The organism is Pullulanibacillus sp. KACC 23026, from assembly GCF_029094525.1.
Taxonomy (GTDB): domain Bacteria; phylum Bacillota; class Bacilli; order Bacillales; family Sporolactobacillaceae; genus KACC-23026.
The window spans coordinates 560,494-577,567 of sequence record NZ_CP119107.1 but is presented as its reverse complement, the minus strand read 5'-3'; the positions used below and the strand labels follow the sequence as shown (position 1 = coordinate 577,567).

Below are 17,074 nucleotides of genomic sequence, written 5' to 3'. Positions count from 1 at the left end.
AGCCATTTCATTTTCTTTTAGTTGGGAGTTTTATAATGGTATTTGCCTATAGCACGATGACTCTAATGGTTTTACTTGCTATATTCATCCCCAAAAAAATATCGATTATAGAAATCTATTCGACTTTCTTTTTTGCCTATTGGCTAGGAATAACGTTCGACCTTATCTTTGATTTGAAATACAACTTATATGGATATGAGTCACACGGTGTTCAATTGACCAGCATCCTTTTTATCACAGCCGTTTACTTTTCAGTGAGCACCCTGTTTCTAAACTTCTTCCCGTCAGGCAAATCCCTTCAAACGAAACTACTTTATATAGTCTTTTGGTCGATTTTCTCAATCACCTATGAAACGATCCTCGTACATCTCCATTTTTTTTATTACAATGGTTGGAAATGGTGGTACTCTGGATTGCTCTATCCCCTAATATTTATAATTCTGAGATTAAATTTGTTGTTGATTCAACACATGCTATCCAGGTATTTAAAACAAAAAGAAACTAACAGCCCAGGTAATAAGAATTAGGGCTGTTTGTTTGTTTTTTTTGTGTGATCAAACCCACGATCCATGAAAGAGAGGCTTTGCGTTTAACTCTTTTTGGACACTATTAATAGAAGCATCTCTTAACATTTTTTTCAAAACCCTTGACCTCAACTAAGGTTGAAGGTGTATCTTTTTAATTGTCCATTAGAAAACTAAACCAAGTTTACTTTTACAACAGCGCAACTTCTAGTCAACCGCTCGCTTTGGCCTATAGGAAATCCTTAATAGAAAGGGGTGACTCTTTGGCGTTCTTCCAAAGAAAACGATGATGACTTACACGATCGGACAAGTTGCCAAAATGAAAGATTTAACCGTTTCTCAATTGCGTTACTATGATGATCAAGGCCTGTTCCCCTTCCTCCAAAGAACTGAGAAAGGAGATCGGCTATTTGACGAGGAAGCCCTCAACTATCTGGAAATGATTTTATGCTTGAAGAATACGGGAATGCCGATCAAAGAGATTAAACAATTCATTGATTGGTCCATGATGGGCGATGAAACCATTCCCGAGCGGTTGGAAATGATGAAACAGCAAGAAATCAAAGTGCTGCAGCACATTCGTGAGGCTGAGGAAAATCTGAAAAAGATCCAACAGAAGATTGCAAAATACCAAATTTAAAAAAGAAAGAGGGAAAATACGATGCAAAAATTAGCAGGAAAAGTCGCGATTATCACGGGAGCTTCGCGAGGCATTGGACGAGCTATCGCGGAACAGCTAGCGAATCTCGGAGCTAAAGTCGTTGTCAACTATTCAAGTAATGCTGAAAAGGCACAGGCGGTTGTCGAGGGCATCAACCAAAACGGCGGCGAAGCGATCGCCATTCAAGCTGATCTAAGCCAAGTGGCAGGTGTTGAAGCCTTGTTCGCCCAAACACTAGAGGCGTTTAAAAAAGTGGATATTCTCGTGAACAATGCCGGCGTGAGCATCTACAAAGCGATTCATGAAGTGACAGAAGAGGATTATGATAAGCAATTTAATCTGAATGTAAAAGGGACATTTTTTGCTTGTCAACAAGCGATGAAATACATGGAGGAAAAAGGGAGAATCATTAATCTTTCTACATCAGTCGTTGGGCAAATGTTTCCGACCTACAGTGTCTATGCCGGAACAAAAGGCGCTGTGGAGCAATTCACCCGGCAGCTGGCTAAAGAATTTGCGCTCAAGAAAATTACCATTAATGCCGTCGCGCCTGGTCCCGTTAACACCGAGCTATTCAATGTAGGAAAAACAGAGGCGCAACTTGAAGGACTTAGAAAATCCATTGCTTTCGGCCGTATCGGAGAACCAGAAGATATCGCCAATGTCATCGAATTCTTAGCAAGTGAGCAATCAGAATGGATCACCGGCCAGACCATACGTGTCAACGGAGGATTTATTTAAGCATTCCTAAAACTACTCACAAGGCGTCTTGGAAAAGTAGGTTCTATGATAGCTCCCATTATGAAACACCGTGGAAACGCGGTGTTTTTCTTTTAACTCGGCCAGTGAACACAGGACACGGGGCTCGCCTGCAAAAAACGGCTCCAAATATTAGTTAGATTTTTTATAGTCTAATGGGGTTCTCCCCATCACTTTCTTGAATTGATCAATAAAATAGCTCGTACTGTTAAATCCCACTTGGTAAGAAACCTCTGTAACACTCGCATCTGTTTGTTTTAATAAAACTGAACTTCGCCGAATGCGATAATTGGTTACGTAATTCAATGGTGTTGTCTTTAAGATTCGCTTGAAGTATCGGCAGCATTCGGATCGGCTTAACTGGCCTGCTTTCGCTATATCTTCTAACAACACTTTTTCTGTATAATGTTGATGAATCCAATTCAGCATTTGCTTCATTCGCTGATCTTTTTGCACTTTCAATGGATCATATTCCAGATGAAATCCATTAACCATTAGGTTTTGCCAAATTAAAGTTAACTGCACCGTCGTCTCAATTTCAAAAAATGGGGATTGCTGTTGGATGAATTGCTTGATTTGAAGAATGGCTTCTAAGATATTTTTTGCCCAAGGTTCCTTAGCCTCCAGGTGCAAAAAGGGCAAATTGGTTGCTCGCAAGTAAGGATCGACATAGGTGGTATAAAGCTCTGGATTTAAAACGAAATGCGGTGAGACATTTAAACAAATATAGGTGCCATTAGATGGATAGAAGTCCTCAGCGGAATGCAAACAACCGCTATTTATAAATAATCCGTCCCCTTCCCTAATTGAAATACTAGCACCATTTATTTTAAAAACCGCTTCCCCCTTTATCATTCGTACAAATTGAATCTCTTCGTGCCAATGCAGCGGTATATGACCATGTATATTTTGATTAATGGTTGTCTCGTAACAAGCTAGAGGTAGGTCAACCGTTCGATGTTTGGTCAGTTCTTTTAAATCTCGATCGATCTCAAAATGGTTCATCCTATTACCTCCACCTCAATATCCTTATATTTTTTTATTCGATATCAGTATTTTAAAAGGAGGCAGACCTTTATTATAAAGCTATAATAACATTATTTTTATATAAGAGGCGGGTGTGTGGTTATGATCAAGCCTAATAGAATGAAGGGGTTCATTCTTGTGATTATAGGTACCATTTTCTGGGGGATTGGCGGGACGGTTTCGAATGAACTCTTTAAAGAGTATTCAATCGATGTCAATTGGCTTGTGACCACCCGTCTACTTGTCGCTGGCTTTTTACTGCTAGCCATCAAAACATGCGGCAACAATCGCTCACAAATCATTGGCGTTTGGAAGCACAAAAGGACGGCTTCTCAGCTCATCATTTTTGGGCTAATTGGGATGCTCGGCGTTCAATATACTTATATGGCAGCCATTAACTATGGGAATGCGGCGGTCGCCACCCTCCTGCAAAATCTGTCACCGGTTATGATCATCATTTATTTAATTTTACGCAAACAAACCGTTTTAACTAAACGGGATCTGATGATTGTTGGTTTATCAATCGTTGGTTGTTTTTTCTTATTAACAAATGGCTCTCTAACACGATTATCTGTTTCAACACCAGCTGTCTTTTGGGGCATTCTTTCAGGTGTTGCGGCTGCCTTTTACACGCTATATGCGGTTAATCTCCTGAAAAAATACGATTCGCTTGTTATTGTCGGGTGGGCCATGATAATCGGCGGTGTTGCCCTAAGCTTCATCCACCCAGCTTGGCAAATCCATCTCACTGCCATCCCCCTAAGGTTTTCTTTATATTTGGCCTTTGTCATCCTATTTGGGACCATGATCGCCTTCTGGTTTTTCATTGAAAGTTTAAAAAGTCTATCGCCAAAAGAGACGAGTCTTCTAGGCAGCCTTGAACCTCTTTCGGCTGTCCTCGCCACCGTTTTCTGGTTAAAAGAACCTTTTGGCGCCTTCCAATGGGTGGGTACCGTCTGCATTTTTGGCATGCTTCTCTTATTAGCTTTCAATAAAAAAACAATTTCATCGGCCCCCATCCAGAAAGTCCCTCAAAGCTCAGCTTAAGAGGGGCTTTTGTTATCCCCCCACGACGCTGCTTGGAAAATAAGCGGAGTTTTTCCGTTTAAATTGGGAAATACCCTTATTTCCTGAAAAATAAGCGGAGTTTTTCCGTTTATCCGTATCCAAAGCCTTGGATTTTGGCTTATTAAGTGTCATTAAGCGGAATTTCTCCGCTTAAATCAGCTTACCACGCTTCCTTTTTATCTAATAAGCGGAATTTCTCCGCTTATTAATTCTCAAACCGATCGCGAAAACGGAGCCAGCCACTGAAGAGCCCCCTCAATCAAGACCCGCACGTTCGTTTAGCGGGATTCGTCATTCTCAGCTATTTGCTTGAAGGCTGTGCCATACGGATCTTTTTCTAAACGCTCTCGGATAAGCGCTGCACCTTCTTTCGGGCTCAAAACCGATGTATCAAGTTCCAGATCATAGATTCCAGGTACATGAACCGATTCCTGCCACAGTTTCACCGGGTGCGGGACAGTCCCCTCCTCTGTGTAACCCGCCTTCCATGTTGCCAGTCGCCGCTCCATGATCATCTCTAACGGACAACGGATACCGACAAATAAAACAGGGAAATCCTTCAGCACTTGAGCGCAGTGACCAAGAATTCCTCTCGAGGTGGAATAACAATCATGATGGCCAACATCCACTACAACATTTAGTCCTAAGCGACTGTGGGCGGCGATCGACTCGTACATGGCTTGATACAAGATTTCTATAATGGGCTCCAGGTCAGGGCGTTCGCCTCCTGGTCTCAAACCTATTCCAGGCTGATAGCGGTCCGGGGTCATCTTCATGAAAGCATCTACCCCTAAATTCATCCAAACCCCATCAAAAGACTCCTGAATAATAGAGGCCAGACTTGATTTTCCAGACCGCGGCGCTCCGTTTAAAATGACGATTTGACCAAGGTGATTCAGGTTCAACACTCCTCTCTCTTCTGCAAAATTGTGCGGGGCTCATTCGTGACAGGTGAGCCTGGTTTAATCATCAAAATCCTGTGACTGTTTTTTTCTCAAATAATGAATGATCGAACTTGGAATTAGCACACAAATAAAAATCACACTTCCCGTTATTAATGAGTCCCGAGTCGGACTGCCAGACAGCCTCATAATCAAACCGATGATGAGGCCAATTGCGAGCGACATCCCTACTTTTTCATAATAGGGAGCCTTCCTTTTATTTGGTTTTCCCGATTCCATCTCTACTGAAATTCTTAAGTTGAGGAAGGCGAGTAGAGCAGCTGAAAAGACCCAAATGATCCATAACGGATTTTGTGTGACCTGCACGAATCCATCTTTAATTCCGTCATAGACTAACAAAGCGATCATACACAGGTTTTGAAAGAAAAAGACGATACGAATATTTTTTAACTGGATTAAGAGCAGCCTTTCATCCTTAATTTTATTAAACCCTTTCATCATTAACCCCTCTCCCTTTCGATCCAAAATAATTCATCGAGTGTTTTATTAACGGCGTAACAGATTTCCAAACATAGTTTTAAGCTTGGGTTGTATGTTCCTTTTTCAATTAGACTGATTGTCTGCCTGGTCACCCCAATCTTCTCAGCCAATTGTTGTTGGGTGAGATTCATTTGAACTCGCGCAACTCTCACGTTATTGTCCACTTTATTTATTCACTTCCTTAAAGCATACGTGCAACATATATATTACATAATTCAATATATATGTTACATGATAGGCACTCGTTATTCAAGCCTTTCAAGTGACCAAAAGGGCGATGGCAAGTCGCTAGCCAAATAGGCGGCTTTACTTTTTGAAAAAAGTTTTTTAAACTCCCTTCAACCAGTTGACCGCATAAAAAAATCGACTATCATCCACTACTCAGGGGCAGTATCTGATAACCGATTCTCTTTTGGATCATGATCGTTGCTTATTTTCTTAATGTTTTTAAGGCGCTGCTCCAAGCGTTCACCTGGTCAAGCATTAAATGGATATTGCTTTGATGCAAGTCAGCGGGCTTAAATGTCGAGAAGTTTTCAAAGTCTGTAAATAGAGATAGGGTTGGATGAGTTTTCACATCCGCGATTAGCAATTCTGCACAGATGCCACGCAAATGCTCAGCGGCACGAGCCCCGCCCGTTGACCCATAGCTGACGATACCTGCTGCTTTGTTATTCCATGCCTCACGAGCAGAATCCAAGGCATTTTTTAACGCTCCTGACAGGCTGTGATTGTATTCAGAAACAATAAAGACGAACCCGTCCAGGCTGGCAAGTTTTTGATTCCAAGCTGCTACCCCAGGCTCCGTTCCATCTGTTGTCCCAAAAAATGGAAGATTATATTCCGCAATATCCACGATTTCATAATTAGCGTCTCCGCGTCCGTCAGCGATTCCTTTTACCCATTCTCCGACCTGTGGACTGACACGGCCTTGACGCGTGCTGCCCAGAATAATTCCTATATTTAATTGAGTGTTTGTCATGATAAAGGACCTCCCTATTTCCATTTGGCTTTACCGTTACCTTAAAACCAACATATGCTTAGGCACATTAATGTATCATAGTATATCAAAGGACAGCTTTAGGGCGGAAGCAAAACGTCTCATGTGGTCTTGCTCAAATCATGGAAAAGGCAAAAAGGTTATTCTGTAATCTATTTCACATGGAACTTTGCGTTTTAACCGAGAAAAATACTGCCCACTCCATTAAGAGATTTAGAGTATCACACCCTTATAAGTCGAAAAGTATACGCTCAGGTTCCTCAAAAGGTTGACTATTCAATAACAGAATACAAAAAAAGGCATTACGCCAATCTTTGAGTCTCTGCATACATGGGGCTGATGAGTTTTATGGAGAACATACAATAGAAACTAGTCAATAAAAAAGCGGTCGTCTCAAAAGTTCTACTTTTGAAGGCGGCCTCTTTTTATCTCCATTTTTGTGAGCTCTTTTTTCAATTTTTCACGTGCTTGATCAATTGTACGGAACTAACAAAATGGCAGGCTGAATGTGACAGTCCTGTCATTTTTCTGGTAATAAATCAAGGCGATTTTTCACTGCCTGTTTCGGCTTCGAGATCACCGCTAGACTTCCGACAATTAATACAGCGCCGATGATTTGTATGCTCGTCATGCCTTGGGAGAGAATCACCCAGGCAAAGACCGCTGTCCATACGGGCTCCATATTAAAAGCCAAGGCTGCCTCTGTGGCGGTCACTCTTCTTTGCCCCCAAGATTGCAGGAAGATGGCAACGACAGTAGAAAAAACAGCTAAGTATCCAATCCAGATCCATTCGGTTATGGACCACTGAAAGAGCCCCTTATAAATCGAAGGGGAGATGCTCCCTTGCACACCGACGACTAGTGTCATGAATAGACCCGCGCCGATTGCTTGTAGTGCTGCCAATTGGACGGCAGATACCGTCCTTGCGAGCGATGTGGTCCCAATGATTTGCCCGGTTGCAGCGAGGGCGGCAATAAGTGAACCGATGATCCCAATCTGCAAATGAAAGGTCAGCTTCCCGATCATTAGCACGACACCGATCAGACTCAGAGGAACGGCCCCCCATATCATTTTGGAAGGCAGCTTTCTTTGAATAGCGGCTATTCCGAATGGGGTAAAAATCACATAAAGAGACGTGATAAAAGCCACTTCGTCCACAGGTACGGACAGCATGGACCAGCCTTGAGCCAGGACAACGACTCCGAGTAAACTGCCTGTTGCGAGCCCTGTCACCAAGCTCTTGAGCGACAAAGAATGGCGAAATAGAGCAGGCGACAAGATCAAGCTTGCGATCACAAATCGAACCCACAAAAGCACACTTGGCGCAATCGTTGTCTCACCTTGACGAATCACCACATTGCTGTAACCCCATATAACAGTCGATAAAGTAATTAAGAGTAATCCAAACAGCCATTGAAAGCCATGAGAAGCAGGATGCTGCTCAACGCTGCGATTATTCTGCTTTAAAAAAGTCTGATCCAACTATATCCCCCTCACCGAAACATGGGGACGGTTCTCGCGTTTCATTCGAAAACCGAATAAAACGCACGAACCGTCCCTCACTATTATAAATAATTCTTAGCATATAGGTAATCTTAATCTTAGAAACAAAATCAATCAAACTATTGGGAGAAAATTGGAAATGATATTATCCATCTTTTTGTACATCTTACTTATCCTCGGGACCCTTTTCTTCTCTAAAGCACGAAGAATTTCCGCGTTAGAGATTATTTCCCTTTGGTTTCTCGTTTGGATTATTAACCACACCATCTCGTCTATCATTACAGTCAATTTAGAGTACTATCACGTTTCCCAAAAATTGTCCTTATTTTGGACACATGCCTTAAAAAGATTATTTTTATATCCTCTAATTATCATTTGGTCATTTAACCTCATCTTAGCCTATACCTCTAAAATCGTTATCGCTATTCATTTATTGGTGACTGTCTTAGTCTTGATTTTAATTGAATACATCTTTATTTGGATTGGCGTTCTCCAAAATAGACATTGGAATGTCTTTTATTCCTTTCTAGAATGGTCGTTTTGTGTTGTGATTGCGTTCGTATTCTGGAAATGGTTCAGACATCAATTGACGAAAGGATATTAAACAAATGATCCTATATTTACCAAAACACTTCGATCAAAACGAATGGTTTATCATCATCATCATCGTTTTAAGCATTTTTCTCTATCTCCTTTTACCCAAGAGATTTCCAACCGTCATAACCGCTATTCAGATTTTATATAGCATCGCATTGCCGAAGATTTTAGATCATACCATCGCTGTTAACCCCTACAATCTCTACGACTTAACGGATTCGAGCAAATACGAATTATTTGACCTTATCATGTATGCGATCTACCCGCCTTTTGTTTACCTATTTATTTTCCTCTATGATTACTTCCATTTAAAAGGGATTCGCTTCGTTTTATATATAATTGCTTGGTCCTTTTTTGCAATCGGAATTGAATTTATCGCCAACCGCTTGCACGTCTACAATTATCACGGGTGGAAACTGATTTATTCATTGCCCCTCTACACCTTCATCATGTTAATCGATGTGCTGTTGTATCACTTTTGTATCAAATGCTATAAAGAATCGTTTCATCCTAACCCATCAAACAAGTGAAACGCGAGTGAAACGCGAGTGAAACGCGAGTGAAACGCGAGTGAAACGCGAGTGAAACGCGAGTGAAACGCGAGTGAAACGCGAGTGAAACGCGAGTGAAACGCGAGTGAAACGCGAGTGAAACGCGAGTGAAACGCGAGTGAAACGCGAGTGAAACGCGAGTGAAACGCGAGTGAAACGCGAGTGAAACGCGAGTGAAACGCGAGTGAAACGCGAGTGAAACGCGAGTGAAACGCGAGTGAAACGCGAGTGAAACGCGAGTGAAACGCGAGTGAAACGCGAGTGAAACGCGAGTGAAACGCGAGTGAAACGCGAGTGAAACGCGAGTGAAACGCGAGTGAAACGCGAGTGAAACGCGAGTGAAACGCGAGTGAAACGCGAGTGAAACGCGAGTGAAACGCGGGGACGGTTCTCGCGTTTCACTGCTTGAGTGAAACAGGAGAACCGTCCCCGCGTTTTTCCACAACAAAAATAGCGCCCTAAGCGGTAGGGCGCTATTTGAAAAAGGTGTCATCAAAAGGCTACACGACTAGGTGGTTTTAGTCTTAGTAGACATATGAAGTACCTACGATGATCAAAAGAATGAACAACACAACGATAAGAGCAAAACCTGCTCCCATTCCGCCTCCTGCGTAAGCCATAAGTAACACCACCTTTACTTAAAGGATAATTTATAATACGATAATAAATTTTTTTTGTACTAGTTGGACATAACAATTTTTAAAAATCGTGTAAATCGCCCAGCATTAATGAAACGCGGGGACTGAAACGCAGGGACGGTTCTCGCGTTTCAAAACTTCAATGAAACAGGAGAACCGTCCCCGCGTTTCCGCGTTTCTAATCCTTATTTAAAATGTTAGAGATTTTGACGATAATGATTCCAACAAATAATCCTATAAAATAGAATTCTAATCCTGTGAAAACGGGACCTATGTAGTTTTTTCTTCCATACGTAATCCCGACGGTTGCAAACATGGCACTTAAAATAAAAGGGATCGAGTGGCTGATGGGTGGTTTCTCATTTTTATCTCTTATGTAACCTGATTTATAAGCATCCCAGTGGGCATAAGAAAAAAAGGATGGGTAATTTAAAATCCATTGATAGTTTAAAACTAATTTGGACTTTTCTATATCACCCGTAAAGCTATATAAAATGGCTTCATTCAGATGCCCCAGGTGATTGTTGAGATAATTAGGAATTGCAAATAGTAACCCTTTTAAATATTGGCTATTATAAAATTGTCCAAATCCTGTAAATAACCAACCATGAAGAACAGCCACGTAACAGTGGCCGTTAAAAAAATTGTAGATATGACGCAACACGCGTTTAACCATAACCGACACCCTCTAGAACTTAAGTCATAAAAAGTATCCCCTTTAATCAACAAACTTAACAGTCGCTGGGTGAAACGTGGGGACGGTTCTCGCGTTTCACAGTTTTAGTGAAACTGGAGAACCGTCCCCTTCGTTCTAATAACAAGTAAAGGATATAACTTGTCGCAGGTCTAGACCCATATAAAGCCATCTTCGTCCTGTCCACCGGTATCCTGAAACGGAGTGGCGGCCAATGGAGGTGGGATAAAACCAAAATGGTTCATGCCCTTTCAAGCGGACGTACGTATATCTGAACAGACATCTTCTAATATTCGTTGAATTGACAGCATGAGTTTCTACGTTTTGTTTGGGAACGAAGGATGGCGGTGGTGCAGTGGGTGGCCCGGCTTCGTGCCCATGGCCATGACCAGGCGGTGTATTCGGATGCTGAGAGCCCGGTGGTCTTGGGAGCGGAGGAGAATAAGAGCCTTTTTGCCTCTCATCCCGGTTTACCAGGTTTATCGGATCAGCGGTTCCCCATTGAATGGGAGTTGTATAGAAATAAGCTGGCCGCGAATAGGAATACCCATTAAATGGAGCTGTATAGCCAGAATACATGACACGCACTCCTTTTATTTGAATTCATACCATGGTATTCTCTAGTCGCCGGCCTAACAGCTTGTTCATTTACAAATGGGTGTTACCCTATCCAATTTAGTTGAATGCCATTGAATCACGGCTCAAAGTGGGCCAGGGCCGTGGTCGTGCTACCTCTTAGGTGTGTCCATTACGGCGTGAAGAGTGCTAGATGAAACACCAGAACCGTCCCTTCGTTTCATTCGGAATTCGAATGAAACGCGAGATCCGTCCCCGTGTTTCATTCTACATAGGTGTTTTTTCCGGAGCCCATTCCGGCGAGCCAGAATAGGATGGCTGTGATGACCAAGAGTATGAGTGGGACGGACCAGCTGGTGGTGATGTCGTGAATGAGGCCAATCAAGGTGGGTCCGATGGCGGCTAGTAAGTAACCGATCGATTGGGCCATTCCTGATAATTCGGCTGATTGATGGGACGTTTTGGTGCGTAATACGAAGAACATTGTTGCTAGACTGAAGCTTGCCCCTCCCACGAATCCGAAGATCAGAACACTTATAACACTAACCCAGGTATTCCCAATCAAAAGCCCCAAGAAACTGATAAGAAGGCCGATCTCTATTACGGTGACAAGACTCCTCTGTCCTTTAAAACGCCCAGCGATAATAGGTGTCAGAAATGATGTAGGCAAACTGACAAATTGCATAAGGGATAAAAGCCATCCAGCGGTGGATTCACTAAACCCTTCAACTTTTAAAATAGAAGGCAGCCAAGCAATCATCGTGTAAAACATGAGGGACTGTAATCCCATGAAAAAGGTCACTTGCCAAGCCAAGGAAGACCGCCACATCCCTTTTCCGTTAAGCGATGCTGAAGCGGATGGTTTATGTTGCAAGCGTAATTGCGGAATCCATATCAATAAAGTCACCACTGTTAATAGTAGCCATATAGACAGTGCGCCGTGCCAGCCAAGACCTAATTCATCGGCTAGCGGGACACTGATTCCGGATGCCAGCGCAGCAATCCCATTCATGACAACCGCATAAGCCCCCATCATAATCCCAACATTATCAGGAAAATCACGCTTAATCAGGCCGGGTAAGAGAACATTTCCCATCGCGATCCCCACTCCGGCAAAGACCGTTCCGACAAATAACATCCAAACGGGTGCCAAAAATCGAAAAATAAGGCCAAAAGCAATTAAAATTAATCCCATATATAAAGTTCTTTCAATACCGATACGCCTTGCTAATTTCGGCGCAATCAGCGAAAATACGGCAAAAGCAAGTAAAGGCAATGTGGTCAGTAATCCCGCTAAGGCATTCCCAATACCCGTTGCCTGACGAATATCATCAATTAATGGACTTAATCCTGTTATCGGAGCCCGCAGATTAGCCGCGACTAGTAAAACATCCAGAACTAGCATAACCAGTCCCGCACGAGATGCACGTCGTATGGCTGTACCTTTTGCTTGATTAAATGGTTGTGTCATTTTTCTCCTCCTAATTCCTCCCAAGCAGTTTGAGTGGCCTGAATATAATCACGGACAATGCGGCTCGCAGCCTCCGTTTTTTTCTGAGCGATAGCTTCAATGAGTTGTTGATTAAAAGTAGGATGAGGATCGAACCTCTCTATTTTTCCAATCGTACCGCTTATTGATTCTCGAACCGATTGCATGATCGAATCATATAAATCAATCAATAACTGGTTGTGGGAGCTTTTGACAACAAGGCTGTGAAACGTAAGATCTGCCTCAATGTAGTCTTTTCCATTCGTTTCCACATTGATCGAAATGAGGTCTTTGTGCACCTTCCGCAACGCTTCAAGCTCCTCATTCGTTCTTCTTAAGGCTGCCAATTGCGCCGCTTCTTGTTCAAGCGCAAAACGGACTTCCAGAGTTTCTGTGATATCCGTTCGTGTAAGTCGCCTCATCAAGACTCCCTCGAGGGCACTGTTTGAGTGAACAAATGTGCCATCACCTTGTTTGACAGTTAAAAGACCAGAATAGACAAGCGCGCGGACCGCTTCTCTAATTGTATTTCGGCTCACCCCTAGTTGCTTAGAAAGACTTAATTCATTAGGGATTCGTGAACCAACTTCCCATTCACCCGATTCAATCAACTCTTCCATCTGTTGGACCACCTGCTCCACAAGTGAAGCACGTCTTGTTCTTTGAAGTTCCATCTGCCTGCACACCTCCAAACATCGGATGATTGGGTATTTTGTATCCCTATCTAGTTTAAACTGGAATTTATATTCTGTAAATGATTAAGGTTTGCGATTGGCGTAGCCGTCACGAGCATGAATTCTGGGACCATTTTGCGTGTAGCCCCACTGACACTCTTTTTCCCATAAGGCAGTGTTTTCATGTCAACAAATTTGGATGTTTTTCTACTAATGGTTATTGCCCGAGCATTGTCAGTAGGCACATAATTGGTTGCGCAGTTTCACACAAGTTAAACGGATGATTGGTTCCCTATAATTTGACTTGACGAGACTTGATTATCAATTTATAATTTTAATAAAATTTCGGCTTATCCATATATGAAACACTATGATTAGGAGTATTAAGGCGATTTCATTGTTTAGAGAGCTGTTTTATTGGTGAAAGAGAGTCAATGAAATTCCCCAACTCGCCTATGAGTGGATAGATTGATAGGTAAATCTATACGGTTCACTTCCGTCATCGAGTTTTGAGATAGTTTGTTTATATTTTTTTCAATAAGCGAACTAAGAAGAGTGGTACCACGGTAAATCGATCTTATCGTCTCTTTTGAGGCGGTAGGATTTTTTTATTTCTTTCTTAATAAACAAGAATGATTAGGAGGAGTAGGTCATGGACCAAGATTGCTTTATTTGTAATAAGCATAAGGGAATGATTAAAACAGCGGGAACAACTATTTACGAAGATGACTATGTGTATGTTGGCCATATTGACAAAAGTGGACAGCCCAATTACTTAGGTCACATAATGATCGATTTAAAAAGGCATGTTCCAACTCTTGCTGAGATGACAACGGAAGAGGCAACGGCCTTTGGTGTTATTATGGCAAGAGTAAGCAGGGCCTTAAAGGAAAGTGAAAAGGCGGAACACATTTATGCGCTTGTTTCAGGTAATTCGGTCCCCCATTTACATCTGCATTTGGTCGCCCGTTACCCTAATACACCTGAGGAATTTTGGGGTCCAATGGCCGTCTACGGTTGGGAAGAGGCGCCAATGGGAGGAAATGAACAGGTTATTGAACTTTGCGAACGGATAAAAAGTTTTTTGGAGACTGAAGACGATCGAAGTGAAAAGGGATGAATGAGTTTTCGTGGGTAGGCAGCCAAAAACATTACATTGATGAATTAAATGTTCTGGAATTCAGCAACAATATGGTAATTGGTCGGTTTGGAGGCAATTCTTCAGCGGGACAATACAAGAATGAAGATGGATGTTTGATTTGGGCAGATGAAGATTGGGAATTTGTTATTTTACTTGATGCTCATAACACGGCTCAAAGTGCTGAATTGATTATTTCCACTATAAAATATAATCAAGAGAAGCTGATTGATTTATTGAATTTAAGGATCAATCAGGCTTTTCATGAGGTTAATAACTTCCTACTATCTGTATTCTCAAGTAAGGAATTTAGAGAAGAATGTCAAAAAATAAAGGGAGAAACGGCTTGTTTAATTGTGTGTAGAAAAGGGCGATATATCTTTTGGTTATCGATTGGCGATTGTGCTCTCTATCTAAATCACCCTGAGCTCTCCGCTTTAGGTGAATATCAACAGAACCATAGAAGCTTTTATGAATGGATCGGTCAAGTAAGTGCCTTTAATTATTCCATACCTTGTTTTAGTACAGGTATAAAAGAAATGAGAAAAGGAAAAACACAACTATTTTTGACAACAGATGGATTGCTTGAATGCCCGAATGCCAACTTGAGTTCACCAAAAGATATATTCCATATGATTGAATCTGTTCCAATTAAAGAAGGTGTTATTGCCTTGTTAAATAAAATAAAAGAGAAAAATGTTCGAGATAGCACCACAATCATTTCTTGGGAAGTCATTAACACAGACGATGCGCTCATGCCCAGTGATATAGGTTCTAAAAAACCATAAAACATAAAAAGAGTCTTTGGGATGGGGTCAGGAAGTTTGGTTGAATGACCGGACATATATGGCAAACAAAAGGTGTAATCAAGGCGGAATGAGTTAAAAGTTCCCGTCATCTAACTCTTCCTCCCCCAGGCGGTTTTGCGAAAAAAAGAATCTATCTAAGTTATAAACTTAAATAGATTCTTTTCGTATGAAACAGGAGAACCGTCCCCGCGTTTCTCCGATTTCCCCGGAATGAAACGCAAGAACCGTCCCCGCGTTTCAACCTGGGAGATTTAGTGCGGTGTTTATGTTTTTTAGGTTGAGGATGAGTTGTTCGTTGGGTTCGTGGGCGTGGTACCAGCCTTTTTTTGTTAAGTAGTTGGAGATTTGTTCGTGCAGGTCGAGGGCTTCTTCTAGGTGACGCATGAGGGTTTCTTTTATTTCAGGTGTTCCGGATTCGGTTATGGCAAATGCGTAGTTGCGGACTCCGCTTTTTGCAGCATTTAATAAATCCATGGCGATGACTTGGTCGGTTAGGACATTCATGCCGGTTAGTTTTTCGACGATGGGGTTCATGTGGTCATTTCCTTTCTATTGAATGGCATTGATTTTGGCCTTGGATAATAGTGCGGAATACTCTTGTAACTGACGTGTTGACACGTCGACATCCTGCTGCATAATGGCTTTTAATTGCGGGCAGGAAACCAAGGCTTTCATGGTTTTGGATTTGGTCAGGCAAATGGTTTTAAACGATGCGATTTCTTGAAGTTCGAGCAGTTCATGTAAGGCGTAATCCATAGATTCGAGACCTCCAATTAAGGTTTTAATAGGACTTTTATACAATTATCTGTTTTTGTATCAAAGATCTCATACCCGCGTTTGGCTTCGCTGAGTGGGAGCACGTGGCTGATGACATCGCCTGGATTGATTTTACCTGTTGAGACCAGTTCAAACATATAAGGCATATAGTGGATGACGGGTGCCTGTCCCGAGCGAATGTTGACGTTGCGGTTCATAATATCGCCCATTGGGAAACCATTATATTTCCCGCCGTAGACACCGGTTACTTGAATGGTTCCGCCTTTTCGAACGGCTTGGGATGCCATAATAAAGGCACTGAAGGCTCCTCCTTGAAGCTTCAAACCGCTCGCAAGGAATTCTAGATCAGTCATTTTCCCATCCATTCCAACGGCATCAATGACGACATCAGCCCCTCCTTTTGTCATTTCCTTCAAATGCTCCCCAGGAAATTCGTAATCCTTGAAATTGACGACCTCAACCTTGTTGGTGCGTTTGGCATGTTCGAGGCGATAATCGATATAATCCACCGCAATCACTCGAGAGGCCCCTTTTAACCAGCAAAACTTCTGGGCAAAAAGGCCAATGGGACCACATCCTAATACGATAACGGTGTCTCCATCTTTTACCCCAGCATTGTCAACTGACCAAAAGCCAGTCGTCATGGCGTCCGAAATTACCGCTAATTTTTCATCCGGTTCTTCACAGGTCTCAGGGATCTTAAAATGAGTAAAGTTTGCAAAAGGGACGCGCAAATATTCCGCTTGTCCACCGGGATAACCGCCCGTCGTTCCTGAAAAACCAAAATAGGCGCCCATTTCGCCATTATCATTCGAGTTGTCACATTGGCTCTCTAAGTGATTTTTACAGTAATAGCATTCACCGCAAGCAATATTAAACGGAATAATGACCCGGTCACCTTTTTTGACATTGGTCACGCCTGGTCCCACTTCTTCCACAATTCCCATCGGCTCGTGCCCAATGACGTAGTTTTCTTGAAGGTTCGGAATCATTCCATGAATTAAATGCAAATCAGACCCGCAGATAGCGGTGCTTGTGACTTTTATGATCATATCGTCGGGCTTTTGAATCTTTGGATCTTCGACTTCTTTAACCTCAATATTTTTTATTCCTTGATACGTAACAGCCTTCATCCCGTGTAACCTCC

At 42.3% G+C, this 17,074-nt stretch carries 23 protein-coding genes and 1 other annotated feature; of the genes, 9 read left to right on the top strand and 14 right to left on the bottom strand.

The genetic code is table 11. From position 1 onward, the window contains the following. Positions 1–35 precede the first annotated feature (35 nt). The 3 genes from PU629_RS22530 to PU629_RS02595 all read left to right on the top strand — a co-directional run bounded on the left by PU629_RS22530 (position 36) and on the right by PU629_RS02595 (position 1,926). Positions 36–527, top strand: a complete 492-nt coding sequence (locus PU629_RS22530; RefSeq protein WP_481900469.1) for a CBO0543 family protein — start codon at positions 36–38, stop codon at positions 525–527. Between the two features lie 286 nt (positions 528–813). Further along, positions 814–1,164: a MerR family transcriptional regulator gene (locus tag PU629_RS02600; protein ID WP_275282713.1), complete on the top strand. Its 351-nt coding sequence runs from the start codon at positions 814–816 to the stop codon at positions 1,162–1,164. A gap of 21 nt (positions 1,165–1,185) precedes the next feature. Beyond that, entirely contained in the window at positions 1,186–1,926 is a 741-nt protein-coding gene (locus PU629_RS02595; RefSeq protein WP_275282712.1) for an SDR family oxidoreductase, read from the top strand. A 150-nt stretch (positions 1,927–2,076) separates the two neighbouring features. Here the strand turns inward: PU629_RS02595 and PU629_RS02590 are convergent, their stop codons facing one another. Continuing rightward, positions 2,077–2,949, bottom strand: a complete 873-nt coding sequence (locus PU629_RS02590; protein WP_275282711.1) for a helix-turn-helix transcriptional regulator — start codon at positions 2,947–2,949, stop codon at positions 2,077–2,079. Between the two features lie 123 nt (positions 2,950–3,072). On the opposite strand from PU629_RS02590, the gene PU629_RS02585 reads away from it, so the two are divergent. Further along, positions 3,073–4,017 carry a DMT family transporter gene (locus tag PU629_RS02585; protein ID WP_275284339.1) on the top strand — a complete coding sequence of 315 codons (945 nt, stop codon included), beginning with the start codon at positions 3,073–3,075 and terminating at the stop codon, positions 4,015–4,017. A 299-nt stretch (positions 4,018–4,316) separates the two neighbouring features. On the opposite strand, the gene PU629_RS02580 is transcribed toward PU629_RS02585, so the two are convergent. The 4 genes from PU629_RS02580 to PU629_RS02565 form a co-directional block, all read right to left on the bottom strand. Further along, the gene (locus tag PU629_RS02580; RefSeq protein WP_275282710.1) at positions 4,317–4,946 is read right to left on the bottom strand and encodes a chloramphenicol phosphotransferase CPT family protein; all 630 of its coding nucleotides are present in this window, start codon (positions 4,944–4,946) and stop codon (positions 4,317–4,319) included. A 54-nt stretch (positions 4,947–5,000) separates the two neighbouring features. Continuing rightward, a complete protein-coding gene (locus tag PU629_RS02575) occupies positions 5,001–5,441 on the bottom strand; it encodes a branched-chain amino acid ABC transporter substrate-binding protein (RefSeq protein ID WP_275282709.1) in 441 nt (146 codons plus the stop codon). Next, on the bottom strand, positions 5,441–5,611 hold the full coding sequence (locus PU629_RS02570) for a helix-turn-helix transcriptional regulator (protein WP_275284338.1): 171 nt from the start codon (positions 5,609–5,611) through the stop codon (positions 5,441–5,443). Before PU629_RS02570 ends, PU629_RS02575 begins: the two co-directional genes overlap by 1 nt. Before the next feature lie 299 nt (positions 5,612–5,910). Next, positions 5,911–6,462, bottom strand: a complete 552-nt coding sequence (locus PU629_RS02565; protein ID WP_275282708.1) for an NADPH-dependent FMN reductase — start codon at positions 6,460–6,462, stop codon at positions 5,911–5,913. 207 nt (positions 6,463–6,669) lie between these two features. Between PU629_RS02565 and PU629_RS22525 the strand changes: the two genes are divergently transcribed. After that, positions 6,670–6,798, top strand: coding sequence for a winged helix-turn-helix transcriptional regulator (locus PU629_RS22525; protein ID WP_481900495.1), 129 nt, complete (start codon positions 6,670–6,672; stop codon positions 6,796–6,798). A gap of 202 nt (positions 6,799–7,000) precedes the next feature. Here PU629_RS22525 and PU629_RS02560 read toward each other — a convergent pair whose 3' ends face one another. Next, the gene (locus PU629_RS02560; RefSeq protein ID WP_275282707.1) at positions 7,001–7,963 is read right to left on the bottom strand and encodes a DMT family transporter; all 963 of its coding nucleotides are present in this window, start codon (positions 7,961–7,963) and stop codon (positions 7,001–7,003) included. A 160-nt stretch (positions 7,964–8,123) separates the two neighbouring features. On the opposite strand from PU629_RS02560, the gene PU629_RS02555 reads away from it, so the two are divergent. Both PU629_RS02555 and PU629_RS02550 read left to right on the top strand, forming a co-directional pair. After that, entirely contained in the window at positions 8,124–8,588 is a 465-nt protein-coding gene (locus PU629_RS02555; protein WP_275282706.1) for a hypothetical protein, read from the top strand. A 4-nt stretch (positions 8,589–8,592) separates the two neighbouring features. Beyond that, positions 8,593–9,111, top strand: coding sequence for a hypothetical protein (locus PU629_RS02550; protein WP_275282705.1), 519 nt, complete (start codon positions 8,593–8,595; stop codon positions 9,109–9,111). 545 nt (positions 9,112–9,656) lie between these two features. Here PU629_RS02550 and PU629_RS02545 read toward each other — a convergent pair. From PU629_RS02545 to PU629_RS02525, 5 genes are all read right to left on the bottom strand, one after another. Beyond that, on the bottom strand, positions 9,657–9,752 hold the full coding sequence (locus PU629_RS02545; protein WP_275282704.1) for a YjcZ family sporulation protein: 96 nt from the start codon (positions 9,750–9,752) through the stop codon (positions 9,657–9,659). Between the two features lie 196 nt (positions 9,753–9,948). Then, the gene (locus tag PU629_RS02540; protein ID WP_275282703.1) at positions 9,949–10,446 is read right to left on the bottom strand and encodes a hypothetical protein; all 498 of its coding nucleotides are present in this window, start codon (positions 10,444–10,446) and stop codon (positions 9,949–9,951) included. A 135-nt stretch (positions 10,447–10,581) separates the two neighbouring features. Next, complete coding sequence (locus PU629_RS02535; protein ID WP_275282702.1) at positions 10,582–11,043, bottom strand: hypothetical protein; 462 nt, start codon at positions 11,041–11,043, stop codon at positions 10,582–10,584. Positions 11,044–11,302: 259 nt separating this feature from the next. Further along, positions 11,303–12,511 carry a CynX/NimT family MFS transporter gene (locus PU629_RS02530; RefSeq protein WP_275282701.1) on the bottom strand — a complete coding sequence of 403 codons (1,209 nt, stop codon included), beginning with the start codon at positions 12,509–12,511 and terminating at the stop codon, positions 11,303–11,305. After that, a complete protein-coding gene (locus tag PU629_RS02525) occupies positions 12,508–13,203 on the bottom strand; it encodes a FadR/GntR family transcriptional regulator (protein ID WP_275282700.1) in 696 nt (231 codons plus the stop codon). The genes PU629_RS02530 and PU629_RS02525 overlap by 4 nt, the downstream gene beginning before the upstream one ends. Positions 13,204–13,564: 361 nt before the next feature. After that, positions 13,565–13,794: a binding site (T-box leader), on the top strand. Between the two features lie 61 nt (positions 13,795–13,855). Between PU629_RS02525 and PU629_RS02520 the strand changes: the two genes are divergently transcribed. Then, positions 13,856–14,323, top strand: a complete 468-nt coding sequence (locus tag PU629_RS02520) for an HIT family protein (protein WP_275282699.1) — start codon at positions 13,856–13,858, stop codon at positions 14,321–14,323. Further along, on the top strand, positions 14,320–15,129 hold the full coding sequence (locus PU629_RS02515; RefSeq protein ID WP_275282698.1) for a PP2C family serine/threonine-protein phosphatase: 810 nt from the start codon (positions 14,320–14,322) through the stop codon (positions 15,127–15,129). The genes PU629_RS02520 and PU629_RS02515 overlap by 4 nt, the downstream gene beginning before the upstream one ends. 258 nt (positions 15,130–15,387) lie before the next feature. Here PU629_RS02515 and PU629_RS02510 read toward each other — a convergent pair whose 3' ends face one another. Genes PU629_RS02510 through PU629_RS02500 form a run of 3 tightly spaced genes read right to left on the bottom strand, consistent with a single transcriptional unit; the run spans position 15,388 to position 17,060 of the window. Beyond that, complete coding sequence (locus PU629_RS02510) at positions 15,388–15,684, bottom strand: spore coat protein (protein WP_275282697.1); 297 nt, start codon at positions 15,682–15,684, stop codon at positions 15,388–15,390. Between the two features lie 15 nt (positions 15,685–15,699). Continuing rightward, entirely contained in the window at positions 15,700–15,906 is a 207-nt protein-coding gene (locus tag PU629_RS02505; RefSeq protein WP_275282696.1) for a hypothetical protein, read from the bottom strand. 17 nt (positions 15,907–15,923) lie between these two features. Further along, positions 15,924–17,060 (bottom strand): zinc-dependent alcohol dehydrogenase, encoded by a 1,137-nt coding sequence (locus PU629_RS02500; protein WP_275282695.1) that lies wholly within the window; start codon positions 17,058–17,060, stop codon positions 15,924–15,926. Between the last annotated feature and the right edge of the window lie 14 nt (positions 17,061–17,074).